The sequence below is a fragment of the Pseudomonas sp. GL_091 genome (genome assembly GCF_057837725.1).
This window is the reverse complement of record NZ_CM174451.1, coordinates 3,725,949-3,750,709: the sequence shown is the minus strand read 5'-3', so window position 1 is coordinate 3,750,709 and position 24,761 is coordinate 3,725,949. Positions and strand designations below refer to the sequence as shown.

General features: G+C 56.3%; 17 protein-coding genes and 5 pseudogenes. 12 read left to right on the top strand and 10 right to left on the bottom strand.

Going from position 1 to position 24,761, the window contains the following annotated elements:
• Positions 1–59 precede the first annotated feature (59 nt).
• Both AC3ITY_RS17070 and AC3ITY_RS17065 read left to right on the top strand, forming a co-directional pair.
• A pseudogene (locus AC3ITY_RS17070) lies at positions 60–933 on the top strand (DNA-binding protein).
• A 211-nt stretch (positions 934–1,144) separates the two neighbouring features.
• Positions 1,145–1,702: pseudogene (locus AC3ITY_RS17065) on the top strand (AAA-associated domain-containing protein); the annotation flags it as partial.
• A 349-nt stretch (positions 1,703–2,051) separates the two neighbouring features.
• Here the strand turns inward: AC3ITY_RS17065 and AC3ITY_RS17060 are convergent.
• Together AC3ITY_RS17060 and AC3ITY_RS17055 are read right to left on the bottom strand one after the other, a co-directional pair.
• Positions 2,052–3,368, bottom strand: a complete 1,317-nt coding sequence (locus AC3ITY_RS17060) for an MFS transporter (protein WP_489303841.1) — start codon at positions 3,366–3,368, stop codon at positions 2,052–2,054.
• A gap of 87 nt (positions 3,369–3,455) precedes the next feature.
• Positions 3,456–4,607: a M20 aminoacylase family protein gene (locus tag AC3ITY_RS17055; protein WP_489303839.1), complete on the bottom strand. Its 1,152-nt coding sequence runs from the start codon at positions 4,605–4,607 to the stop codon at positions 3,456–3,458.
• A 1,038-nt stretch (positions 4,608–5,645) separates the two neighbouring features.
• On the opposite strand from AC3ITY_RS17055, the gene AC3ITY_RS17050 reads away from it, so the two are divergent.
• Positions 5,646–6,929 carry an OprD family porin gene (locus AC3ITY_RS17050; RefSeq protein ID WP_489303837.1) on the top strand — a complete coding sequence of 428 codons (1,284 nt, stop codon included), beginning with the start codon at positions 5,646–5,648 and terminating at the stop codon, positions 6,927–6,929.
• 154 nt (positions 6,930–7,083) lie between these two features.
• Here the strand turns inward: AC3ITY_RS17050 and AC3ITY_RS17045 are convergent.
• Positions 7,084–7,737: pseudogene (locus AC3ITY_RS17045) on the bottom strand (substrate binding domain-containing protein); the annotation flags it as partial.
• On the opposite strand from AC3ITY_RS17045, the pseudogene AC3ITY_RS17040 reads away from it, so the two are divergent.
• A pseudogene (locus AC3ITY_RS17040) lies at positions 7,737–8,984 on the top strand (CoA-acylating methylmalonate-semialdehyde dehydrogenase); the annotation flags it as partial. The pseudogenes AC3ITY_RS17045 and AC3ITY_RS17040 sit on opposite strands and share 1 nt — an antisense overlap.
• Before the next feature lie 304 nt (positions 8,985–9,288).
• On the opposite strand, the gene AC3ITY_RS17035 reads toward AC3ITY_RS17040, so the two are convergent.
• Positions 9,289–9,558 (bottom strand): DUF2934 domain-containing protein, encoded by a 270-nt coding sequence (locus tag AC3ITY_RS17035; protein ID WP_489303835.1) that lies wholly within the window; start codon positions 9,556–9,558, stop codon positions 9,289–9,291.
• Positions 9,559–9,861: 303 nt separating this feature from the next.
• On the opposite strand from AC3ITY_RS17035, the gene AC3ITY_RS17030 reads away from it, so the two are divergent.
• From AC3ITY_RS17030 to AC3ITY_RS17005, 6 genes are all read left to right on the top strand, one after another.
• On the top strand, positions 9,862–10,236 hold the full coding sequence (locus AC3ITY_RS17030) for a RidA family protein (protein ID WP_489303833.1): 375 nt from the start codon (positions 9,862–9,864) through the stop codon (positions 10,234–10,236).
• A gap of 59 nt (positions 10,237–10,295) precedes the next feature.
• Positions 10,296–11,729, top strand: coding sequence for a Na+/H+ antiporter NhaC (nhaC, locus tag AC3ITY_RS17025; protein ID WP_489303831.1), 1,434 nt, complete (start codon positions 10,296–10,298; stop codon positions 11,727–11,729).
• 15 nt (positions 11,730–11,744) lie between these two features.
• Entirely contained in the window at positions 11,745–12,926 is a 1,182-nt protein-coding gene (locus AC3ITY_RS17020) for a MalY/PatB family protein (protein WP_489303829.1), read from the top strand.
• Positions 12,927–12,955: 29 nt separating this feature from the next.
• Positions 12,956–13,666, top strand: coding sequence for a helix-turn-helix transcriptional regulator (locus tag AC3ITY_RS17015; RefSeq protein WP_489303827.1), 711 nt, complete (start codon positions 12,956–12,958; stop codon positions 13,664–13,666).
• 278 nt (positions 13,667–13,944) lie between these two features.
• The gene (locus tag AC3ITY_RS17010) at positions 13,945–15,228 is read left to right on the top strand and encodes an OprD family porin (RefSeq protein ID WP_489303825.1); all 1,284 of its coding nucleotides are present in this window, start codon (positions 13,945–13,947) and stop codon (positions 15,226–15,228) included.
• 140 nt (positions 15,229–15,368) lie between these two features.
• On the top strand, positions 15,369–15,878 hold the full coding sequence (locus AC3ITY_RS17005) for a DUF1097 domain-containing protein (RefSeq protein ID WP_489303823.1): 510 nt from the start codon (positions 15,369–15,371) through the stop codon (positions 15,876–15,878).
• Positions 15,879–16,090: 212 nt separating this feature from the next.
• On the opposite strand, the pseudogene AC3ITY_RS17000 reads toward AC3ITY_RS17005, so the two are convergent.
• Positions 16,091–16,834 (bottom strand): annotated as a pseudogene (locus AC3ITY_RS17000) (MaoC/PaaZ C-terminal domain-containing protein); the annotation flags it as partial.
• A gap of 492 nt (positions 16,835–17,326) precedes the next feature.
• Here AC3ITY_RS17000 and AC3ITY_RS16995 point away from each other — a divergent pair.
• Entirely contained in the window at positions 17,327–18,685 is a 1,359-nt protein-coding gene (locus tag AC3ITY_RS16995) for an MFS transporter (RefSeq protein WP_489303821.1), read from the top strand.
• 65 nt (positions 18,686–18,750) lie between these two features.
• Positions 18,751–19,551: an aspartate/glutamate racemase family protein gene (locus tag AC3ITY_RS16990; protein WP_489303819.1), complete on the top strand. Its 801-nt coding sequence runs from the start codon at positions 18,751–18,753 to the stop codon at positions 19,549–19,551.
• Between the two features lie 22 nt (positions 19,552–19,573).
• Here AC3ITY_RS16990 and AC3ITY_RS16985 read toward each other — a convergent pair whose 3' ends face one another.
• The 5 genes from AC3ITY_RS16985 to AC3ITY_RS16965 form a co-directional block, all read right to left on the bottom strand.
• On the bottom strand, positions 19,574–20,413 hold the full coding sequence (locus tag AC3ITY_RS16985) for an SDR family NAD(P)-dependent oxidoreductase (protein ID WP_489303817.1): 840 nt from the start codon (positions 20,411–20,413) through the stop codon (positions 19,574–19,576).
• A 73-nt stretch (positions 20,414–20,486) separates the two neighbouring features.
• Complete coding sequence (locus tag AC3ITY_RS16980; RefSeq protein WP_489303815.1) at positions 20,487–22,130, bottom strand: acetolactate synthase large subunit; 1,644 nt, start codon at positions 22,128–22,130, stop codon at positions 20,487–20,489.
• 74 nt (positions 22,131–22,204) lie between these two features.
• Positions 22,205–22,597: a Rid family hydrolase gene (locus AC3ITY_RS16975; protein ID WP_489303813.1), complete on the bottom strand. Its 393-nt coding sequence runs from the start codon at positions 22,595–22,597 to the stop codon at positions 22,205–22,207.
• A gap of 8 nt (positions 22,598–22,605) precedes the next feature.
• On the bottom strand, positions 22,606–23,955 hold the full coding sequence (locus AC3ITY_RS16970; protein WP_489303811.1) for an MFS transporter: 1,350 nt from the start codon (positions 23,953–23,955) through the stop codon (positions 22,606–22,608).
• A gap of 85 nt (positions 23,956–24,040) precedes the next feature.
• Positions 24,041–24,754 (bottom strand): SDR family NAD(P)-dependent oxidoreductase, encoded by a 714-nt coding sequence (locus tag AC3ITY_RS16965; protein WP_401358575.1) that lies wholly within the window; start codon positions 24,752–24,754, stop codon positions 24,041–24,043.
• Positions 24,755–24,761 lie beyond the last annotated feature (7 nt).

Below are 24,761 nucleotides of genomic sequence, written 5' to 3'. Positions count from 1 at the left end.
TTCGAAAATAACGTCGGATAACATTCCCTTATCAGACCTAATATAGCTGGAGATGAACCATGGCAGTAGGGGTGCCTGAAAACGACCTATTTGCCGCCGCGGATGAGGTATTGGCGCGGCGCGAACGGCCGTCGGTGGAACGGGTGCGCCTGGAGTTGGGGCGCGGCAGCCCGGCGCGTGTTGGCGGCCTGCTTGATCAGTGGTGGATGCGCCTGGCCGAGCGCCTGAACGGCGAGACCCGCCTGCCCGGGCTGCCGACGGAAGTGGCGCAGGCCTTTGTCGCCATCTGCCAGCAGGCGATTCACCTGGCGCGGGGCGTCGCCGAACAACGTTAGGTATTGATCGCAGAACGCGAACGGGTGGCGACGGTCGAGGGCCAGGCGCGTCAGGACGCGGCGCAATGTCGCCAGCAGGCGGCCGAGTCCTTGGCTGGGCGTCAGTCAGCCGAGTTGCGCCTGGCCGATTTGTAGCTGCTATTGTCCCAACGCCAGACGCAGATCGAGGACCTGCAACAGCAGCGTGAGAGCTTGCTGCACGAGCGCCGCGAAGTTCAGCAGCACAACTAGACTTTGCAGCAGGATCTACAGTCGCTGCGACTCAAGGCCGAGCAGGAGCGCGTCGTCCAGGAGAGCTACGTGCGCGGCGTCGAAGATCGTGCGCACCGCGAGGTCGACCGCGCGCGGGAGGAGGGCAAGGCTACAGTCGTCCAGCTCAAGGAGGTCGTACGCCACGTCGAGCAATTGCAACGGCGGTTGGAGTCAACTCAAAACGAGCTCAGTCAATCTCGGCAATCGGCAATCGGCAATCGGCAGCAGCACAGCACGCTCGTGCCGAAACGCTGGAGCAACAATGACGCAGGTGCGTCAGCTCCCAACGCCAAAAGTAATCCGAGCACCAGAAAACCCAAGCCGAAGAGCGCCCCCTCACAGATGATGGTGTCACTGCGATCAATACCACATTTGCTGTTCGGCAAATTGCACCAACTACGAACTGCCAACTGCCAACTGCCAACTGCCAGGTGTCAGTAGGCTGCATACGCATATTTCATTGAAATAACTCAAAGGACGTCTTGCCGAGGTGCCTATCCTGACGGATGGCGAGCCTTCCACTAAAGGATAAATTCAGTACCGCGCAGACGAGCAGGTATGCGTTGATGACCGACCGCCGTAGTGCCGACGCCAGCGCCGGCAAAGCCGAGCTGAAGATGGGCAGTCTGCTGCCAGAAGTCTCCACCAACCTCATGGCCGGCCTGATCGAAACCCTCGCGGCCGAACCCTATAACGGGCATGCCGGCCTGCCAGACGTTGCAGAACGGCGCTTGCTGAAAGTGGACGACCTGTTCCCGATAGCAGAGATGCTGGAATACCTGGGCTTCGCTGAACTAGAGGGCGCCGACATCACCCTGACTGAGGCCGGCAAGCTATTCGCTGACTACGGCACTCAGGAGCGCAAAACCCTCTTTGCCGAACATCCGGTCAAACAAGTGCCACTGGCTGCGCGCATTCGGCAGGTATTACAGGAACGAAACGGACACCGCGCGCCACGGGTGCGCTTTGAGCAAGAACTGGAAGATTCACTCACTGAGGCGTTTGTGGAGAAAACATTGGAGAGCGTGATCACTTGGGGGCGATACGCTGAAATTTTCTCATATGACGACCACTCCGAGACCTTCAGCCTGGAAGATGTTGAAGGCAGCCTGTAGCACTCTCATGCCATTTGCGCTATGCGTAATGGCATGCACCAGTCGAATGCGCATCGCCGGCGCTGGCGGGCACAATGACAGGATGGTATCGAAGAGGAGAGGGAAGTGCTGGCCAAATGGTTGGGCGCTGCTGCATTAGATGGCGCGCCACCAGTTGCCATACGCGGAGGGAACCAGCGAATAACGAAGCAAGGCGCTGCGTGGGCCCCTTGCAAGCGCTATCCGCTGGTCTGTCGCACCTCCAGAAGAAGGGTGCTTCAGTCTTTTTAACCCCCCTGTTTTATGGGGGGATGTCACCGTGCGAGCCGCCGGACGCTAATCGAGCTTGGGGGTGTACCAGCTATATATACTAACGCTCCAATTCCTTGCCATTTGACTCAGAGATAAATAGCAGAGCAAAAGTGGAGATGACGGTTGCTCCCATAACGTACAGTGCCGGTGTGGCCGCATCGCCGGTGACGCTCATCAACCAGGTAACAATAAATTGAGTTGAACCACCAAAAACTGTAACGCTTACGGCGTAGGCAATCGATAATCCTAACGCACGAGCCCGGCTGGGAAAAAGTTCAGGAATGGCACTGAAGGTCGCCGCACCGCTAATAGCCGTCATGGCCGCCAAAAGTGCGCTCACGCAGAGCAAATTCAGCAAGCTTGTATGATTGATCAACAACCAGAATGCCGGATAGATAGACAACACCAGGATCACTCGAGGCCAAAGCATCACGGGCTTACGACCATAGCGATCGGACAGCCATCCACCCAATAGCGCGAAGATCAACATCATCGATCCTGTGGTGACCGTGGCGGCCATCCCAATAGCAGGCGGTAGCTTTAACGTAGTGATGGCGTACGTCGTCATATAGTTGGTCACATAAGTTGCTACCGTCGTTCCCATGAGAATTATCAACGCTATTATAATAGGTTTAGCGTAGCGACCGATTTTGATTTTCGCTTCGACTCCCGAGCTATTACCATCCACAGGGGTCAATGTTTCTGGCATATGCTTGCGTAGATAGAGCGCGATAGGTATTAGTAATACTCCGAATACGAAGGGGACGCGCCAGCCCCAGCTTTGCATATCTTCTGGCGATAGTGAGAGGGTTAGCAGCAGGCCAATTATACCTGCCAGCAGCACTCCGACGCCCTGGCTAGCGAACTGCCAGCTACCGTAGAGGCCGCGTTTCTCGGCAGGTGCAATCTCAATCAGGTAAGCGGTAGAAGGACCGACCTCACCGCCAAGGGCCAATCCTTGTATCAAGCGACAAACTACAACGATGATGGGGGCGGCAACACCGATGCTCTCATAGGACGGTGTGAGGGCAAGGCCAAGTGTGCCAACGGTGATTAGCATAATTGTCAGCAGCATCGCCGGTCTACGGCCAGCACGGTCTGCGAATGCACCAATTAGTACACCACCGATGGGCCGCGTGATGAATCCAACACCAAACACCGCCAATGACATTAATAAACTTGCTAATGGAGATGATGCTGGGAAAAATGCCTTGCCGATGTAAATTGCAAAGAAAGCATACGTCAAGAAATCGTAGAACTCGAGTGCGTTTCCTGCCACTGTTGCAGTCACAATTCGAGCGGAAACGCGTTCGGTCGGCGCGGTAATTACGACCCCGTCAGGGGGGCGTATCGACGCTTGGTATGAAATGGTCATGGATGTTGTTCTTCTTTTTGTGTGTAGTTTGACTGTTTTTTTTGCGGTGCGGTAACGTGCGGCGGATTGGCCTTTTAAAGGCGGAGACTAATCGGCAGTCAGTAACTCATCGGCTAAATAAGTTTCAACCAGCCGCGTCCAGTAAGCCGCGCCAACTAGGACGTTATCATCGTTGAAATCAAAATTCGGATTGTGCAACATGCAAGCACTCGCGCTATCGCCATTGCCTATCAGCAAATAGCAGCCGGGACGCTTCTCAAGCATGAAGGCAAAGTCCTCGCTAGTTGTAAGGGCGGGAGCTTGTAGCGTGACTTTGTCATCCCCCAACAGCTCGATTCCTACACGGCGCGCAAACTCGGTTTCCGCGCGGTTATTCACCAGTACCGAGTAGCCATGTTGGTAGTCGATCTCTGCGGTAACACCAAAACTCTGGGCCTGAGCATGGGCTAGTTCGGTGATGCGTCGTTCGAGCAAGTTCCGAACGTCATTGTCCAGAGCGCGCACGCTAAGCTCCAGTCTTGCGCTCTGCGGGATTACATTGTTTGCGTGCCCTGCCTGCAACACTCCTATTGTAACGACCGCAGTCTGAAGGGGCTCGACATTACGGGCGACAATGGTCTGAAGAGCCATTACCAAACTGGCCGCGGCAACGACAGGGTCCGTAGCCTTGTGTGGCATGGCGCCATGGCCACCATGGCCGTGAAGTGTTATGGAAGCTTTGTCGGACGAGGCCATCATCGCTCCCTCCCTGAACACCAGCTGGCCTTGAGGCCAGCCTGGCATCGTGTGCATGGCAAAGATCGCATCGCATGGATATCTGTCGAACAGCCCGTCTTTTATCATGCGCGTCGCCCCGCTCTCGGGCGGCCCGAATTCCTCGGCGGGTTGAAAAATCAGGTTTAATGTTCCCGAAAAACACTTCCTCTCAGCCAACACTTTTGCTGCTCCCAGCAGCATTGCAGTGTGGCCGTCGTGTCCGCAGGCATGCATCACTCCTGCGTTACGACTTGCATAATCAAGTCTCGTTTCTTCTTCGATCGGTAGGGCATCCATGTCAGCGCGCAAGCCGATGGTGTGCGTACCGTTACCAATTTTCAATCGCCCTACAACCCCGGTTCCACCGATACCGCGCTCGACCTGATAGCCCCATGACTGGAGCTTTTCGGCGACCAAGTCGCTGGTTCGGTGCTCCTCAAAAGACAGTTCCGGATTGTGGTGGATATCACGTCGAATGCTCATGAATTCTTCGACGTGAGGACGCACAGCTTGCAGGGTAGCTGCATGAGCGTTGGCTGTTTTACTCGAGATCACATTGAATCCTTATAGTAAGGGGTGACATTGCCGGGAGGGGGCAACCAGCCAAGCCATGTTCTGCGAGCCAGGATTCCCTCTGCCGAGGTGGTGAAAATATTACTAAAAAAAAGTTCAGTCAATGAATAAATGTTCATTTGATTATGAGGTGCTGATGCCAGGCGATCACTTCCCGTCAGAGCTTGCACGAGGTGAAAAGGTCTGCAGTCAGCATGCGTACTGCCAGCGGATGCATCGTGAACTCGACGATTTTGCGCTGTCCTGGCTGATCGTCCTTGGCCGCTGACGAGACGTAAGTGCTTGACCGTATTTAATTTTGTTCTGGTACGAATAGCGACTACCGAGTACAGGCGGGATTTGGGTGGAGCAGGACAGTTGTGAAGGTTACGGCTCGTGAAAGGCTGCAAGCACCCAAGAGGACCTGATTGAGCCCAGTAAAATCCGCCCTCGTTCGGACATGGATAATGGATTGATCGCGATGAAAGAAAGTATTGTCAGTGAATATTTTTTTAGCCTAGTATCGCCTCAGGCCATATCCCATGGCGTAGCGTTCCTAGGAGTCTGGATTTGCAAACCATCAATATCTCTCTAGCTTCGGCGGCAATTGGCCCCTATTTCCAAGCCATGGCGTAGGGTGAGCGGCTTTTCATTTCGGGGCAGCTTCCACTCTATCCATCTGTCGCCAGGAGTTTGCCAAAAGTCATTTTGATGAAAATTTTAATTTTCAGATGGTGCACTAGTTTTTCTTCAAATGATTGAATTGATTCTTGCTCTTGTCGGTAATGATTTTATTCGGTTTTCGTTAGTGCGTCTTTGTCTGACTCTCTGGGCTAGGTCAATATTTAGAGGCTGAGCTCGCTGGCTTTTTTTGTAAGTAATAAGGCAGGTGAGAACTCTTGTGGGTGTGGCAAAGCAGAGTTTTTTGGCTGCGGATTCAGTTTTTGACTTAATAACAAGGATAATAAAATGTTGAAAGTTAGTTTCTTTTTTGTCGTTGTAGGGCTGGCAGTTACAGCTCAGGTTGCGGCTAATGAACAAGATGAGGCCAAAGGCTTTGTGGACGGTAGCAGTCTGAAGCTTTTACTGCGCAATGCTTACATCAACCGAGACTATAAGAACGGCAACCCGGACAAAGCCGAATGGGGCGAAGGTGCCATCAGTACTTACTCGTCCGGCTTCACCCAAGGCACCGTCGGTGTGGGGGTAGATGCTTTCGGTCTGTACGCATTACGTCTGGATGGCGGTAAAGGCCGCAGCGGTGCCGGAGGTATCGACTTCTTTAAGCAAGGCGACAGCGGCAACGCGGCTCATGACCTGTCCAAGGCCGGTGGTGCAGTCAAATTTCGTGTGTCGAGTACGGTCTTGACTTACGGCGATCAGATGCCCATTTTTCCTGTATTAAGTTATTCTAATTCGAGGGTTCTACCGGAAAGCTATACGGGTACTCTCATTACTTCGAGGGAAATCAAGGGGCTGGAGCTGAACGCCGCTCGCTTCACTGCCGAATCGCGTAAAAGTGCTGAGGGGCGTGATAGCGGCAGGCTGAAGTCGATCGATGTCTTGGGTGGTATCTATCAGTTTAGCGAGCAGTTCAAGGGCGCGCTGTACGCTTCCGATATCGAAGACGTGCTGAAAAAACAATATGTGAATTTAAATTATATTTTTCCGCTGGCCAGCGATCAGACCTTCACCTTGAATTTCAATGGCTATCGCACAAAACTGGATAGTTCATACGCTCAACAAAACAAGGCAGGTGGAGAGGATAATGATATCTGGAGCCTCGCCGCTATATACAAAAACGGCCCGCACTTGTTCACTGTGGCTCATCAGCGGAGCTCTGGCGATAGCAATTTGGGATATCGGTACGCAGGATACCAGAGTGTCGGGGGTGTTGGAGATGGCGGTAATACCATCTATCTTGCCAACTGTTATTTCTCCAGCTTCAACGCGAAAGACGAGCAAAGCTGGCAGCTGGGCTACGGTGTGGATTTCGCTCCATTCGGCATTCCGGGTCTCGGCTACAACTTGGCGTACGTAAGGGGGACAAACATTACGACGGCGAATAGTTCTGGCGGAACCGAACGTGAAATTTTCAATCAGTTCAAGTATGTGGTGCAGAGTGGGCCGGCTAAAGACTTGAGTGTAAGATTACGTAGTTCGATTTTGCGTGTGTCGCAGAAATCTGCCGACTACAACATCAGCGGTAATGAGCTGCGCGTTTTTGTAGATTATCCGATTGACGTGTTTTAATTAGCGTTGAGGGGATAATCTCCATAGTCCTCCCACTCGGGTCAAGGTACGGGCAGGCAAACCCTCCAGGAACATTGGAGGGACTGCTCATGCTGAGATCGCGAAGTTAAATCTCCTGCAAATGGCGTGAGCAAGCTCATTTGGCGCCACGTCATCAGCCGAACCGAAATCCGCCGGAGATTTTTTCCTTCAGAAAGCTGACCAATGCACTCACCGATTTGGGCACATGGGGCGAGTAGGGCCGGATGAGGTAGATCTCATCGGCAAAGGCCCCCTTGAGCGTCCAGTCCTTGAGCACCTGTATCAACGTACCGTTGGCGAGTGCGGCATGGGCGCTGAAGTCGGGGAGCAGGGCGATGCCCAGATGGTTGATGGCCGAGTCACGCAAGGCTTCGCTGTTGTTGGTGGCAAAGCTGCCGGAGATCGGCACGGTGAGCCGCTCGACCTTTCTGGTGCCGCGTTTGGGCCGTTCGAAGGTCCAGGCGGGCTGATCGGTTCCGCGGGGGTAGTAAAGACAGTTATGGGAAGTCAGATCCCCGGGGTCGCGCGGTTCGCCCTGGCGTTGCAGATATTGCTCCGTGGCCACCAGTACCGAAGAAGTGTCGCAGAGCTTCCAGGCCACATGGGTTTCGGGCACCTGGAAGCCGTGCCTCACCGCCAGGTCGTAGACTTCGGCAGCCAGCGAACTCAAGGCATCGGAAACATCCAACTGGATGCGCACCTGGGGATATTGCTGGAGGAACTCGGAAAGATGGGGCACCATTTGTTGCCTGGCAAATGCAACGGGTGCGGTCAAGCGCACCAGGCCGCATCATCGTCGCCGAACACGGCAAGGTCTTTACCGACGCCCAGGGCGAAGTCGACCGAGGCATCGACATTCTCGAGTTCGCCTGCGGCATTCCGAACCTGCTCAAGGGCGAACATTCCGACCATGTCTCCCGTGGCATGGACAACTGGACGATGCGTCAGCCCCTGGGTGTGGTGGCGGGCAACACGCCGTTCAACTTCCCGGTGATGGTGCCCATGTGGATGTACCCCATCGCCATTGCGGCCGGGAACACCTTTATTCTCAAGCCAAGCCCGACCGATCCTAGCGCGTCGCTGTTCATGGCCGAGCTGCTGCATGAAGCCGGGCTGCCAAAGGGTGTGTTCAACGTTGTGCAAGGCGACTAGGAATCAGTCGATGCCCTGATCGAGCACCCGGACGTCAAGACGGTCAGCTTCGTCGGCACCACGCCGATTGCCCAATACATCTACGAGACCGGCGCTCGCCACGGCAAGCGCGTGCAAGGCCTGGGCGGTGCGAAGAACCACATGGTGGTGATGCCCGATGCTGATATCGAGCGTAACGTCGATGCCTTGATGGGCGCCACCTACGGCAGTGCGGGCGAGCGCTGCATGGCGATTTCGGTGGCGGTGCTGGTGGGTGATGTGGGTGACAAGGTCATCGCCGCATTGAGCCAGCGCGCACGGGAACTGGGGATCACTGACGGGCGCGACCTGAAGGCCGAGATGGGGCCCATTGTGTCTCGGGCAGCGCTTGAGCGTATCAGCGGTTACATCGCGCAAGGCGTAGAGGCGGGCGCGCAACTGCTGCTCGATGGTCGTGACTACACGCCGACCGAGCCTGGCCTGGAGAATGGCTTCTGGTTGGGGGCAACATTGTTCGACCACGTGACCGCAGACATGAGCATTTATACGCGTAGAGATTTTCGGCCCGGTCCTGGCCTGCGTGCGGGTGAGCGACTTCGGCGAGGCCGTGAAGCTGGTGAACGATCACGAGTTCGGCAATGGCGTCAGCTGCTTCACTCGCGATGGCAACATCGCGCGTGAGTTCGCCTGGCGTATCGAAGTGGGCATGGTCGGCATCAACGTACCGATTCCGGTGCCTATAGCCTGGCACGGCTTCGGTGGCTGCAAGAAGAGCTTGTTCGGCGACATGCATGCCTACGGTACCGAGGGCGTGCGCTTTTACACCAGCAGAAATCGATCATGCAGCGCTGGTCGGAGAGCATCGAACAGGGCGCCGAGTTCGCGATGCCGGTCTCCAAGTAACTGACCGGTATCCCCCGTCAGGGACGGCTTGCCTGGATCATCCTTTTGCGCCCGCTGTGGGGCGCATTTTGATCGCCGCGCAGGCCGTTCGTGTTGTTGCCTTGAACCCGATACACCGTCATTGACGAGCAATACGAAAAAGCCCGATCGTTCGTTGGTAGAACGGAAAAGCCCGGCGCGGGGCCGAACTCTCATTCATTTTTGTGCTGGCTGATTCGTCAGATTGTCTGACGGTACCGGGATAAATCAAAAGCTCTTCATTCCCTCGCCTGAATGAAGAGCCAGGTGATCATCAGCGCACAAACTACGCGCCTGAGTAGCGGGCGGCTTCACCTTTTGCCGGCCAGTCATCCTCGTCAGCTTTTTCGCCACCTTCAGCCTGCTGCGTGGGTTCGTCTGAGCCGCTTTCCCATTCGCCAGAGGCGGGTTCAACAGGGTCGGAAGCAGACGGCTGTCCTTCGTTCTCGAGCTGTTCTCGAGCGAGCAGCCAATAATGTTCTTCAGCGCCATCCGGACGAGCATCCCTTTCCCACAATTCATAAGCTCTTTGCCGGATTTTCGATTCGTCAATCATGGTCATTCCTCCTGTGATCGAGCGTTCCCATTTCTCAGAATGCGTGGCAATGCTCCATAGCTTAGGGGCTACACCAGGTGGTAAAGGTTCAAAAAAACCCGCCAGAGATTGGCGGGTTTCAGGTGGGGCCGTTTCACACAGGCTCAACGGTCCCGAAGCAACACAGTCTTGCTTCGTCCGGAATGGCGTGACGGTAATCTTCCAGGTTTGTGAAAGAAAGTATTGCCGGTAAACAAAATTTCAGTCTAAGATTCGCTCAAGCCATCTTCCCCCTTGGCATGAGTGTTTTCAGGAGTCCGGATTTTGCAAACCATCAATACCCCTTTGGCCCCAGCAGCAATTGGTCCTTATTCACAAGCGAAGGCTCACGGTAACCTGCTTTTCATTTCCGGGCAGATTCCCCTGGACCCTGTGACCAATGAGGTCGTGGGCAATGAGATTCAAGATCAGGCGCTCCAGGTGATGAAGAACATGGAGGCCATCCTCACGGAAGCAGGCATCAGCTACGCCAGCGTGATCAAGACCACGTGCTTCCTCAGCGATATGTCCGACTTCGCAGTTTTCAATGCGCTTTACGAACAGTACTTTGTTTCAAAGCCCGCCCGATCCTGTATCGCTGCAAAGGCGTTGCCAAAAGGTGTGCTCGTTGAGATCGAGGCAATTGCCGTTCTTGATTGAGAGCAGCCGCAATTAGTAGCCGCTTAAATTATAAATACAATATAAAAACAGGTGAACGTATGCGTAATAGTTCTGATGCGCCCGTTACACAGCAGTCGATGACATTAACTAAAGCGGCGGCAGGGTTTTTCTTGCCGCTGGGGTGTGTCATCTCGCTGGTGATGAATGATGTCCCCATCGTCATGGCATTAATGGCGGCTGTGTGTATCAGCAGTTTGTTCAGTGTGTACTTGGGCTATAAGTGGGCCGATATTCAGACGTCCGCCTTGCAAGGGGTAAACCGGGTTTTTCCGGCGACCTTCATGATGATTCTTGTCGGGATCATGATAGCGGTGTGGATTGAGGCCGGCAGTGTTCCTACCCTGTTGTACTACGGTATAAAACTGATTAACCCTGCCTACTTTCTTCCGCTGACTTTTCTGGTTTGTCTTCTGACGTGCCTGACCACCGGTACGTCCTGGGGGACAGCAGGCACTGTCGGGCTGGCATTGATGGGCGTATCCGAAGGTTTGGGAATTCCTCTGGGTATTACTGCCGGTGCGATTATTTCCGGTGCCTTGGTCGGGGAGAAACTTTCACCCATTTCGTCAACGACAATTCTGACGGCTGCGAGTACCGGTACCAATCTCATTGATCATATTTTATCGATGATGAATACCACGATACCTGCCACCGTGATTAGCTTGGTGTTGTTTACCTACTTGGGCCATGTGCACGCCGCTACTTCATCCGATATCCATACCGTCTTGATGTTGACCGATGGTTTGAAAGAACATTTCACCATTAATCCGCTGTTGCTCGCACCGCCCCTGTTTGTACTGGTGTTCAGTGCACTACGTAAGCCTGCGATTCCGGTATTCGTCGGTGGCATCGTGCTGGGGATCGTCTGTGCGCTGGTGTTCCAGGGCTCCGGTTTTTCCCATGTGCTTTCCAGTGGCATGAATGGCTTTGTCAGCAAGACCGGTCTTGAAGCGGTGGATAAGCTGCTAACCAGGGGCGGTGCGCTCAGCATGGCATTCACCGTTTACCTGTGCCTGTGTGCGGGCATTATCAGCGGGATTCTGGATCGTCAGGGCATCCTGTCAGTCTTGATGAACGGCCTGCTGCGACATGCCACCAGCATCGGCGGGCTGATTTTGTCGACGACCGTTGCGTGCCTTGCCTTGATGTTGGGCGGTGCGGGTCAGTACTGCACACTCACGTTGCCGGGCGTGGCATTCCGTCAAGCGTTCGAGGATCGGGATGTACACTCCAGCGTACTGTCCAGAACCATGGAAGACAGCGGAACCATGGTGGGAGCAGTGATCCCCTGGGACGTTTCCGCGGTGTTCTATGCTTCGGTGCTGGGTGTCAGCATGCTTGATTATGGCCCCTACACGTTCATCGCCTACATGACCCCTGTGATTTCAGTTATCTGCGGCTATCTGGGAATTGGTGTGTTTCGTCGCGAGCAAAAAATCCGTCCCTTGGTATTGCGCGCAGCAGCTGTTTAAAAAGAGACGTGAAAAATGAACAAGCACTACGATTTTGCGACACCGATTAATCCTACTGGCCTGAGTCGCTCGAAATGGGAATTTGAGTTCGAGCGAAAGGGGCGTGACACATTGTTGGCATTTGGCACTGCGGACATGGATTTTGCCAGCCCGCCGGAAGTGGTGTCAGCGTTAGTCGAGACCGCTCAAAAAGGCCACTTTGGCTACCCGTATAAGCAACACGCTTACTATGAGGCGGTGGTGGGCTACTTGGATCGTAACTTCAAGTGGCCTATCAAACCCGAGTGGATCCAGTGTTCGACGGGGGTGTATGCCTCTATGCAACCGGTGATGGACGCGTTGAGCGAGCCCGGTGATGAAGTGATATTCCAGCCACCGGTGCATCACATTTTTGCCGAGCTGATCAGTGCGAACAAGCGCGTGGCAGTTGCCAACCCGTTGTTCTTTGATGGTGAGACCTATCGCTTCGATTTTGAACAGCTTGAGCGGGTGATCACGGAAAAGACCAGGATCCTGTTGTTGTGTAACCCCCATAATCCCGTCGGGCGGGTTTGGAGCATTGAAGAACTCAGCCGATTGCACGACATCTGCAGTCGCCACGGTATCCGTGTCATCTCGGATGAGATCTACAACGGCCTGCTTTATGGTGGGGTGCGTTTTACGCCGATGGCAGCGGTCTCTGCCAGTGCGTCCTTGAATACGGTCACGCTCCTGTCTGCCAGCAAGACGTTCAATCTTACGGGGCTCAAGCATTCGCTTATCGTGACCGAGAGCGAGGCTATCAGGCAGCGCGTCGCCGAGGAGCAACGGCGCAGCAATATGTATTACGGGGGATCGATATTTGGTCAAGTCGCCACCGAAACCGCGTTCAGGGAATGCGATCTCTGGCGCTCGGAGCTCATGGAGCATGTGAGCGCCAATTTCGAGTGTCTGTACGAGTTCTTCGGCAAACACTTTCCCGACCTGTACGTTTGCCGGCCGGAGTCAACCTATTTTGCCTGGATTGATTGTTCCGGATGGAAGTTGACGCGTAGCCAGTTGCAGGATTTCTTTGAGGAGCGTGCCAATATTGTCGTGACCTCTGGCCACCTGCTGGGCCAGGGAGGCGAGGGCCACGTTCGGATTAACCTGGCCTGTCCGCAAGCTACCTTGACTGAGGGCTTGAATCGTATACTGTCGGCATTTCAAGCCTATTAATTTTACTGCGCGGAGTCTGTAACTAGGTTATGTCGACGAATAAAAAAACAAAAGCAGGTACGGGTCAAGTTAAGTTGACAGCCGCTGACCTGGTTATTTTACAGTCTCACGCGAAAGTTCTGGATGGGCTTGCTGAATACCTGGGTGGTGGCTATGAGTTTGTGCTGCATAGTTTGGAAAATCTCGATTCATCCGTGATCAAGATTATTAACGGTCATCATACAGGCCGAATGGCCGGTGCTCCGATTACCGACCTAGCGCTGGGCATGCTGGCGAAAATCAATGATGAAGAGGGGGCTGAAGGGATCAGCTATTTTGGGAAAACCCGAAAGGGAGAACCTTTGAAGTCCACGACCATCATTATCCGGGGCACCCATAATCTCCCCATTGGATTATTGTGCATCAACTTTCACTTGAATACACCTCTGCAGGACATACTCGCTAATTTCGTGCAGGTGGGCACAGCGATCAGCAATGGCGTTTCTGAAAATTTTGCAGTGGATGTACAAGATACGATCATGACGGCGCTGGAGGCGGCGAAGAAGAGAATCGCTGAAATGACGCTGGCGTCGCCCACTGCTTACAATAAAACGCTTATAGCCATTCTTGAGGAACAAGGTGTTTTCAAGTTGAAAGGGGCCGTGATCGCGGTGGCAGAAGTGTTAGGCGTTTCGAAGAATACGGTATATATGCACATTCGTGCATTGCAGGAAAACGATTCTCAGGGCACTGGAGCTTAAATCGCAGCGGCGTGTAGTGGGCTGGCTTATCCCGATACAGGATAAGCCAGCCTTCGGTTTTTTCAGTGAGTCGTTGTGGTAGTTGTGTTACTTCCTGATTGTTCCAGTGGTGTTTAAACAATATTGATTGCTTTCATTGTTTCGATGAAGGCTGCGCAGCGCTGTTCCCGCTATTCGTGTTTCTACAGCACCTCTACAACAGGTAGAGAAGTGCGGTGGAGTGGTTGTTTGCGCGCGCATGGGTTGAAAAATGTCAACTTAATAATAAGGAAAATAAAATGTTGAAGAAGCAGGCTTGTTTGGTTGCGGCAGGGTTCGTCATTGCGGCGCACGCGGTGGCGGGTGATCAAGAGGGGGCTAAAGGCTTTGTTGAGGACAGCCATCTCAACGTGTTACTGCGCAATGCCTATATCAACCGTGACTACAAAAATGGCAATCCGGATAAGGCTGAATGGGGCCAGGCGGCCATCGGTACATTTTCGTCCGGCTTCACTCAAGGCACAGTCGGTGTGGGCGTGGACGCCTTCGGCCTGTATGCACTTCGACTGGATGGCGGCAAAGGTCGCAGCGGCGCGGGCGGCATCGACTTCTTCAAAAAAGGCGACAGTGGGGAGGCGGCGGACACCCTGTCAAAGGGCGGGGCGGCGATCAAATTCCGCGTCTCCAGCACGGTACTGGTCGTTGGGGACCAGATGCCGAGTCTCCCTGTTCTGAACTACAACAACTCAAGGCTGCTTCCAGAAAGCTATACAGGCACCTTGATCACCTCCAGGGAGATCCAGGGGCTTGAGCTGAATGCCGGGCGGTTCACTGCCGAATCGCGCAAGAGCGCGCAAGGTCGTGACAGCGGTGGCTTGAAGGCGATCGATGTGTTGGGCGGCAGCTACCAATTCACTGAACGATTCAAGGCTGCGCTTTACGCTTCCGACGTGGAAGACGTGCTGAAGAAACAATACGTGAACCTGAATTACGGTTTTGCGCTGAACCCCAATCAGTCCTTGGCCTTCGACTTCAACGGCTACCGCACGAAACTGGAGGATTCCTACGGCCGCCAAAGCGGCGTCGACGGTGACGACAACAAGATCTGGAGTTTGTCCGCCACCTTTGCTACAGGCCCGCATTCGTTCACGGTCGCACACCAACGTAGTACCGGCGACAGCAACCTGGGTTATCCCTATGGCGGCTATCAGAGTGGTGGTGGGGTAGGGGATGGTGGCAATACCGTCGCGTTGGCTAACTCCTATTGGTCGGATTTCAACGGCGAGGACGAGCGCAGCTGGCAGTTAGCCTATGGGCTTGATTTTGCCCCGTTCGGTGTCGCGGGCCTTACTTACAATGTGGCTTATGTGAGGGGCGATAATATTTCGACAGCCAATAGTTCGGACGGTAGCGAGCGCGAAATTTTCAATCAGTTCAAGTACGTGGTGCAAAGCGGGCCGGCAAAAAACCTGAGTGTAAAGCTACGTAGCTCGATCTTGCGCGTATCGAACAAGTCTTCTGACTACAACAGCAGTGGCAACGAGTTACGCGTATTTGTGGATTATCCGATACAAATCTTTTGATGGGGCCAGGGTGCTTTCATCTGTTTGATGGCGGTTAGCGAGACCGACGGCCATGTGTTTGGCGCATCCATGCACGTGGCTGTTGTGCTCTTTAGTCCAATGAACATTGTCACTTTAACTGGCGACGAGGAACGATCGTGATGCGCCTTCCTGTAACGATGAATCCCATAAAGGCGATCGTGGGTGAGTCGGTCTTGGCCTGTCTCATCGCCACGATGTGTGCACTGCTGATTGATGTGCCTGTGTGGGCGATGTTTATCGGCTGGATTACTTTTTTTACCCGTGGACATTCCGCGTGCGAGGGGATAGTTAATTGGGGCTGCGTTCTGGGAGGGCTGATACTCGGTATTACGGCCGGGTTGGCGAGTGAGGCCATGGCCTCCATCTTGGGCACGTTGACCGTCATCCCCGTAGCGTTAGTAGTGACGCTGGTGGTTTTGTCTCTGAAATGGCTGCCAGTTTTCAATAACGTACTGGGCTACTTTCTGGGTACTGTTTGCTACTTCGCGTCACGACTGCCGCCCTCGCTCTCTACGTTGGTAGACCTGGCCATCGCCTTGTCACTGGGCGTTATCGGAGGCTTTCTTGCCAGTTTGATGAACCGTTACTGGAGTGACGCAGGCACGCGCAGGGTTCTTCGGCGACCCTGAGAGCCTTTGAAGAAGCACACCGCCCGTCCAGGCAATGTGTACATGCAATCTGTCATCTTTGTTCATCGCGAATTTCAGGTCACAGCACGGGTTGTGGCGCATGCCGGTGGCTTGCGCGAACTGAAGCCTTTTGACACGCCCGCTTTCTGACAGTCCCCGCCTGTGCGGGCGTTGCGAAAGCGGGCTTGGTCGCTCGAGGCTTTTAAGCCAGATTACTCCTCGCGCTTCACGACCAAGGTCAAAATGTCATAACTGGCTACCAGTTCTCCCAGTTGATTGGTCACTTCCACGTCCCAGGCCACCACACCTTGAGGAATGCCTTGGGGGCTCTTCTTGCCCTGGTCGATTTTGCGCTTGCAGGTCAGGCGGGCCTGGATGGTGTCGCCGATGCCGACCGGGTTGATAAAGCGCAGGGTGTCGAGGCCGTAGTTGGCCAGTACCGGACCGGGTGCGGGGGAAACGAACAGGCCGGCGGCGGCTGACAGCACGAAGTAACCGTGGGCGATGCGCTTGCCAAATTGTGATTCCTTGGCAGCGATGTCGTCGAAGTGTATGTAGAAGTGATCGCCGGACAGGCAACCGAAGTTCACCAGATCGGCCTCGGTCACGGTGCGACGATGGGTCAGCAGCGATTCGCCAATCTGCAGGTTCTGGAAGAACCGACGGAACGGATGCACTTCGGTTTCGATCATTTTGGCGCCACGCACGTGTTCGCCGGTAACCGCCGCCAACATGCTTGGCGAGCCTTGCACCGCTGCGCGTTGCAGGTAGTGCTTCACCGCTCGCAGACCGCCGAGTTCCTCTCCACCGCCGGCACGACCCGGGCCGCCGTGTTTGAGTTGTGGCAGGGGCCAGCCGTGGCCGGTGGATTCGGCAGCGCATTCGCGGTCGAGCACCAGCAAACGCCCGTGCCAGGCAGCGGCTACCGGGATCGCTTTGGCGGCGATTCGTGGGTCGCTGTTCCAGCGCCGCTTCCTGGCCTATCTGCAGCAGAACATGACCGCGGGGATGTCGGTGAAATGACCCAGGCCTCATCGCGTAGAGCCTTGAGCTCCCTCACGAAGGGGCAATGACAGGGTCGGTTCGCTTTACCTCTTCAGTCCCGGAGTCAGTCAGCACGCCAGCAGGACCGATCACTCTTCTCCCAGGGATCTAATCCCTGCTATTTCCTTCGCCCTTTAACACTACATCCTTCATGCGGATTGGCTGCTTTGTCAGGTATAGGCATTCCCTATACAAGGCACTGGGAACACCCTGTTCATCCCTCCGTTGAAAGAGCGCAACAATGCGCCACGGGCTCCGATCACACTAGTTTCAACGGGCCGAACACTCAGCAGAAGATCGCAGCCAAGACTCGATCCTGCTGTTCCGGCCGCAGAGTTGCAGTGGGTTGATGGCGCCCGTCCACCACTCTGCCACGTATTACAATAATTTCAGAGGCGTGCACCATGAACGGTATTTCTACAGCAGCACCCGGCATTATCGAAGGGCACGCGGGCAGCGACCCGCAGTCGACACCGGTAGCCAAGGCAAAGAGCAATCCGCTGAACAAGGCGGTGCTGGGCGTCACCCTTGGCAACATGGTGGAATGGTTCGACTTCGCCCTATACTCGTCGATGGCAGTGATGATCGGTGACATCTTCTTCCACAGTGAAAGTCGCACGACCCAACTGATCGCCATCTACGCCACCTTCGCCGCAGGCTTTCTGATGCGGCCACTGGGCAGCCTGGTGTTCGGCCCCATCGGCGACCGTTACGGACGTCGTGCGGCGCTGACGCTAAGCATCGCCTTGATGGCGGTGGCAACCTTTTGCATCGCGCTGATCCCCTCATACGAAAGCATTGGCATCATGGCGCCGGTGCTGCTGGTGGCCATGCGCATGCTCCAGGGACTGTCCACTGGCGGTGAGTATGGTGGCTCGGTGATCTTCATTGCCGAACACGCCCCGGACAAGAGCCGCAGTTTTCTCACCAGTTGGCTGGAGGTCGGGATACTTTCCGGCTTCCTGCTCGGTGGCGCCGTGGTCAGTGCGTTGATGCTCGCGTTGGGTGAAGAAACCATGCGGGCCTGGGGCTGGCGGATTCCCTTCGTCATCGGTGGCCTGCTGGGCATGATCGCCCTGTACCTGCGCTTGAACCTGGAAGAAACCCCGATTTTCAAGGAGATGCAGGAGAACGAACTCAAGCAGGTGGCAAACAAGCGCAGCATCACGTCCATGCTCGTTGAAGAGTGGCCACAGCTGGTCAAGTGCATGGGCCTGGTTGCCATTTATAACGTCTGCTACTACGTCGTGCTGGGCTACATCCCGGGCTATCTGACCAACGAGTTGGGCTACTCCAGCAGTTTTGGCAGTGTGCTGGGGATGGTGGGTACCCTGAGCATGTTGTTGCTGGTGCCATTCTCCGGACTGCTCGCCGATAAAGTGGGACGCAACCGGCTGATCGCACTGGGTTGCATCCTGCTGATCGTCTTCTCGATCCCGGCCTTCACCATGTTGCAGACCCACAACGTGGTGCTGGTCTACATCGCGGTGCTGGGCCTGCTGGTCGCCCAATTGCTGTTCGAAGGGGCGATGGGTGCGACGCTGGTGTCGCTGTTCAAGGCACCTGTGCGTTTCAGTGCTCTGGCACTGAGCTACAACCTGTCTGTGTCGCTGTTCGGCGGTACCGCTCCGCTGATCAATACCTGGCTGATCGGTGAGACCGGCAACACGATGATCCCGGCGTACTACCTGATCGCCGCCGCCGTCGTGGGGCTGATCGCGGTGCTGATGGTCGAAGACCGCACCGGCAAACCGATGCCCTGAGCATCGTCACTCTCCCAACCGGCGACCCGTTTCGCCGGTTTTTTCTCCCCCCGGAATGTCCATCCATGAAGCTTTGCTGGATTCACCCCACGGGCCGTAATTTGGCCCTCGAACCGTTGTGGAATACCATCCATGACACGGTCGGCGGCGCTCTGGCGCAAGGCACGCAGCTCGATTTCCGCTTCCTTGACAACAGCGGTGGCTTCACCCGTTCGCTCTACGCCGAACATCTGAACTCGGTATTGATGGTGGAGGCCGCGATCAAGGCCCAGGCCGACGGTTACGACGGCGTCTTCCTCGGTTGCTGGAATGATCCGCTATGGGAAACCCGGGAAATGCTCGACATTCCCGTGGCCTCGGTGGGCGAGCAGTCGATGCTGGCGGCGCTCGCCATGGGGCAGCGCTTTGCGGTGATCACGGTGTCGGAGAAAACCGCAGTGGCTATCGAACGAGACATCATTGGCTATGGCCTGACTGAGCGTTGCATTCGCCAACCGGTGCGCTCGATCCAGCCGTTTTCGGATATTCAGTTGTTGCTGGAAGCCACGCACTCACCGGCCGAGCGTTTTATTCCGAGGCTGGAAGCCGTGGCGCGGCAATGCATTGCCGAAGGCGCGGATGTGATTCTGGTGGGGTGTGCCTACTACGGCCCGCTGCTGCGCCGTGCCGGTTATCGGCAGGTGCAGGGCACGGATGTGCCAGTGGTGGATTCGTCGACGGTAGCGCTCAAGTACCTTGAGGCGATGGTGGGCATTGCCCAGTGCACGGGGTTGGTGAAAAGCACTGCGAACCTGTTCGCCGGCGTTGCGCCGGCGTCCATTGCCCAGGCGCGGAAGGCGTTGGGGTTGTTGTCGGATAGCGATTAGAGGCTGCGATCTCTTCTAAGGGTTATTGACCGTTGGCGGTGAAACCGGGCCGCGGGATTTTGCCCATCAGCATGCACGACAGGCCGCCGTTCACTTCGACTTCGCTGCCAGTGATGTAGGAAGAGCGTTCACTGAGCAGGAACAGCACCGCGTTGGCAATGTCCTCGGGGGTGCCGATGCGGCGGGTGGCGGTGAAGCCTTCGCGAGCTTCAGTGATACCCGGGTGATCGTAGTAGGCCGCGGTCAGGGCGGTGCGGATCATCCCCGGTGCCACGCAGTTACTGCGCACCCCATGCGGGCCCCATTCCACGGCCAGTTGTTGAGAGAGTGCCGACACTGCAGCCTTGCTCGGCGTATAGGCGCCACTATAGGGTTGGGGATTGTGTGCGGCGATCGAGCTGATGTGCACGATGCTGCCCCTGCCTGCATCGCGCATCTGCCGGCCGAATTCGCGGGCGCACAGCAAGTAGCCGTTGAGGTTGACCGACAACAGCGCATTCCAGTCGGCCAGTTCAATATCCGCCAGGTTGGCCGAGCGCAGAATACCGGCGGCATTCACCAATGCATCACAGACACCGAACTCGCGGGCAACGGATTTGGCCGCTGCCTTGACCTGGGATTCGTCGGCAATGTCGCAGCCCACGCTGAGCCGGCGTCCGGGAAGGTGTGACAGCGATTGCTGCAGGGTTTCGCAGCCCTGGGCATTGCGGTCGAGCAGGGCGACGTCGGCGCCCAGTTCCGCCAGGGCGGTGGCGATAGCGGCACCAATCCCGCTGGCAGCGCCGTTGACGACGCACACTTTTCCGACAAGGCCGAGCCAGTCGTTGTCGTTGACATTCAAGGGCGTGGTGGAAGTTGTCATTGTGGATCTCCAGGTGGTCACAGAGGGTTGCGGTCGGATCGCGCCTGGCACGCGCAGCATGCCAGGCTGATCGTTAGATACTGGTGCTGAGTGTCTTGATGTCGTGGAGCAAAATGCGTTCGTTATCCGAATAGTCCACCGGGCAATCGATCACGTGCACTCCGGGAATCTTCAGGCACTCGGCGACTAGCGGGGCGAAACTTGCCGCGCTTTCCACCCGGTGGCCGTGGGCGCCATAGCTCTGGGCGTAGCGCACGAAGTCCGGGTTGCCGTAATCCAGGCCGAAGTCATTGAAGCCCATCTGCTGCTGTTTCCAGCGGATCATGCCGTAGCCGTCGTCGCGCAGAATGATCACCACCAGGTTCATGTTCAGGCGCACGGCGGTTTCGATTTCCTGGCTGTTCATCATGAACCCGCCGTCGCCGCAGACCGCCACGATCGGCGTGTCGGGGTACACCAGGCGGGCGGCCATGGCCGAGGGCAAGCCGGCGCCCATGGTCGCCAGGGCGTTGTCCAGCAGCACGGTGTTGGGCATGTAGGCCTTGTAGTTGCGGGCGAACCAGATTTTGTAGATGCCGTTGTCCAACGCCACGATGCCGTCCGATGGCAGCACCGAACGCAAGTCCGCCACCAGGCGCTGTGGGTATACCGGGAAGCGCGCATCGTCGCTGCCTTCGGCGACATGGGCCTCATTGGCTTCGCGGATGGTCAGCAGGCGTTCGAAGTCCCAGGTGGGTTGCACTTCGATGCTTTCCTTGATCTGCCAGATGGCATTGGCAATGTCGCCCACCACTTCGATCTGCGGGAAGTACACCGGGTCAACCTCGGCGGAACGGAAGCTGATGTGCACCACCTCGGTACCACCGCGGACCATGAAGAAGGGCGGCTTCTCGATGACGTCGTGGCCGATGTTGACGATCAGGTCGGCGGACTCCAGGGCACGATGGACGAAGTCGCCGGCCGACAGCGCTGCATTACCGAGGAAGCGCGGATGACGCTCGTCCACCACGCCCTTGCCCATCTGGGTGGTGATGAACGGGATGCCGGTTTTCTCGATCAGTTGACGCAAGACCCGTGCGGTCATCTTGCGGTTGGCACCTGCACCGATCACCAGCACCGGGCTGCGTGCCGTTTCGAGCTTGGCCACGGCGGCGCTGATCGCCTTGTGTTCGGCCACCGGGCGGCGGCTCAGGCTTGGTGAAATGGGTGTGCTTTCGGTGAACTCGGCGGCAATGTCTTCGGGGAGTTCCAAGTGCACCGAGCCCGGCTTCTCTTCCTCGGCCAGACGAATCGCTTCGCGGATGCGCGAGGGGATGTTATCTGCAGACGCCAGCTGGTGGGTGTATTTGGTCAGCGGCGCCATCATTGCGCACACGTCGAGAATCTGGAAACGACCCTGTTTGGATTTCTTGATGGGCTTTTGGCCGGTGATCATCATCATCGGCATGCCACCCAGATAAGCATAAGCACTGGCCGTCACCAGATTGGTCGCGCCCGGGCCGAGGGTCGACAGGCACACCCCGGTCTTGCCGGTCAGGCGGCCATAGGTGGCGGCCATGAAGCCTGCGGGTTGCTCGTGGCGAGTCAGGATCAACTTGATGGACGAACGCGACAGGGAGTCCAGCAGATCAAGGTTTTCTTCACCAGGAATACCGAACACGTATTCCACCCCCTCGTTTTCGAGGCACTTCACAACTAACTCGGCAGCTTTGATCATGATGGGCTCAGCCTTTTACAGGTCAAAAAAAGGCCGCGACAGGGGTCGCGGCCTCTGTGGTGGTGCGTGAACGTTTAGTCAGCAACGATGGCGTAGGTTTCGATCTCGACCTTCTGCCAAGGTCGCAGCATCGAGTCCACCTGGATTAGGCTGCTGGCCGGGCGAATGCCGTCGAACACTTCGCTGTGGGCCTTGGCCACAATCGCGGCGTCGTTGATATCGCGCAGGTACACCACGGTGCGCACCACGTCTTCAACGCTCATCTCGGCTTCGGCCAGGACTTTTTTCACGGTGGCGAGAATCGCTTGCGCCTGTTCATAGGCATTGCTGTGTTCGTATTCGGGCGATGCGCACGTGCCGGAAATGTGCAGGTGGTTGCCCACGCGTACGGCACGGGAGTAACCGAACACGGATTCGTACTGGCCGCCCGAAGAAATGTTTTGCCGCGATGCAGTTTTGCTGGTCATGTCGTGTCTCATTTAGGGAGGGGTTTACCGGTGGAATCCTTGACGAACAGGATCGATATCAGGCCGACCACGGCACCGGCGATTAGGTACCAGGCCGGGATCATCTGATTGCCGGTGGTGGAGATCAGCCAAGTGTTGATCAGCGGGGCGGTGCCGCCAAAGAGCGACACGGCAATGTTGTAGCTGATGGCTAGGGCGCTGTAGCGCACGCGAGCACTGAACAGTGACGTCAGGGTCGCCGGCATCGCGCCTTCAAAGAACAACTGGGCCAGGGTCAGGGTTAACAAGGCGGCGAACAAAAAGCCGACTTGCCCGGTATGCAGCAGCAGGAAGCAAGGAAACGCCATCACGATCAGCAGCACACAGCCGCAGATGATCATGCGGTTACGCCCGATCCGATCAGCCAGATGGCCGGACACCGGGATCAGCACAAGCATGAACAAGGTGGCTGCCAAACCCAGGGAAAGGCTGAAGCTGTTGCTGTAGCCGAGCACGTTTTCCAGGTAGCCGGGGATGTAGCCCAGCACGATGTAGTAAGTGACGTTGAACACGGTCACCAGGCCCATGCACTTGAGCAACTGTGGCCACTCGTTGACCATCAGGCTGAAGAGGCTGGTCTTCTCGCCAGGGGAGGCTTTCTGCAGGGCTTCGTTCTTCTGGATTTCCTTGAACACCGGCGTTTCTTCGAGGCCCAGGCGCAGGTACAGTGCAATCAGACCGAGAAGACCGCCGATAGCGAAAGGTACACGCCAGCCCCATTCGCTCATGGCTTGTTCACCCAGCGCGAGGGTAAACAGACTCACCACGGCCCCCCCGAGAAGGAAGCCGGAGATGTTGCCGAATTCGAGCCAGCTGGTGAAAAAGCCGCGGCGTTTATCCGGGGCGTGCTCAGCGATGAAGGTGCAGGAACCGCCGTATTCGCCACCGGTGGAAAGGCCCTGCAGCAACCTCATCAGAATCAGCAGAATGGGTGCAAACACGCCGATGCTGGCATAGCCAGGAATGAAGGCAATGGCGAAGGTCGCGATGGCCATCAGCGAAATGCTCAGAGACAGCGCGGTGCGTCGGCCGTATTTGTCGCCGATGGGCCCGAAGATCAGGCTCCCTAGCGGACGGATCAGAAAGCCGGCGGCGAAGGTGGCGTAGATCGCCATCAATTGAGTGGTGGGGTTGTCATCATGGAAAAAGGTTTTGCCAATGATGCCCGCCAGCGAGGAATACAGCGCAAAGTCGAACCATTCGACCATGTTGCCGAGGGTCACGCCGATGACCGCTTTGGACAGGCGCTTGCGCGATTGCTCGGCAGGGGCGCGGTTGCTGGAAAAACCGGGAACCGCGGTAGCGTTTAATTCGCCCATGATATTGCCCTCTTTAATATTTGTAGTGAGGCAGCAGTCAATAGGGGGGCAGGCCCACGTCTGGCGCGTGGGGCCTGCGCTCAGGTCAGCGCATGAACACACCACCGGCGATGCACAGCGATTCGCCCGTGATGTAGGAAGGTTTGGCGCTCAGCTGCCAGACCCAGTCGGCGATTTCTTCCACGCGTGCCGCGCGTTTCAACGGGATGGACTCGATGGCGGCTTCGATTCGACCGCCGGCACGGGTCCCTTCTGTGTCGACCCAACCTGGAGCCAAGGCGTTCACGACGATATTGTGGTCGGCCAGTTCGATGGCCAGCGAGCGGGTCATTGCCACCACGGCAGCTTTCGAAGCGCTGTATAGCAGCTGGTTCTTCGACACGGTAAAGGCATCGACCGAAGCGAAGAACACGATGGCTCCGCCGCCGGCCGCTTTCAGGTGGCGAGTGCCGATGCGGGCGATATTCAATGAGCCTAGTACGTTTATGTCGAAGATTTTCCGGTACAGCGACTCGCTGTAGCTTTCCAGCGACGAGGTGGGGAAGATGCCCGCCGCATTGACGATGGCACGCAGCGGTGCTTTGCCGTCCAGGGCCGCATCGATGGCGCTGGTCAGCGCTTCTTCGCGGGTAATGTCGCCGACGACCGGCGAGAACACGGCGCTGGCAGCTTGCTTGCTGGGCGTCACGTCGACGGCGACGACATGCCAGCCTTCATCCTGAAAACGTTGTGCAACGGCTTGGCCCATGCCGGAAGAGGTACCGGTAACGATGACGCTGGAGTGAGGTGCATTGTTCATAGTAGTC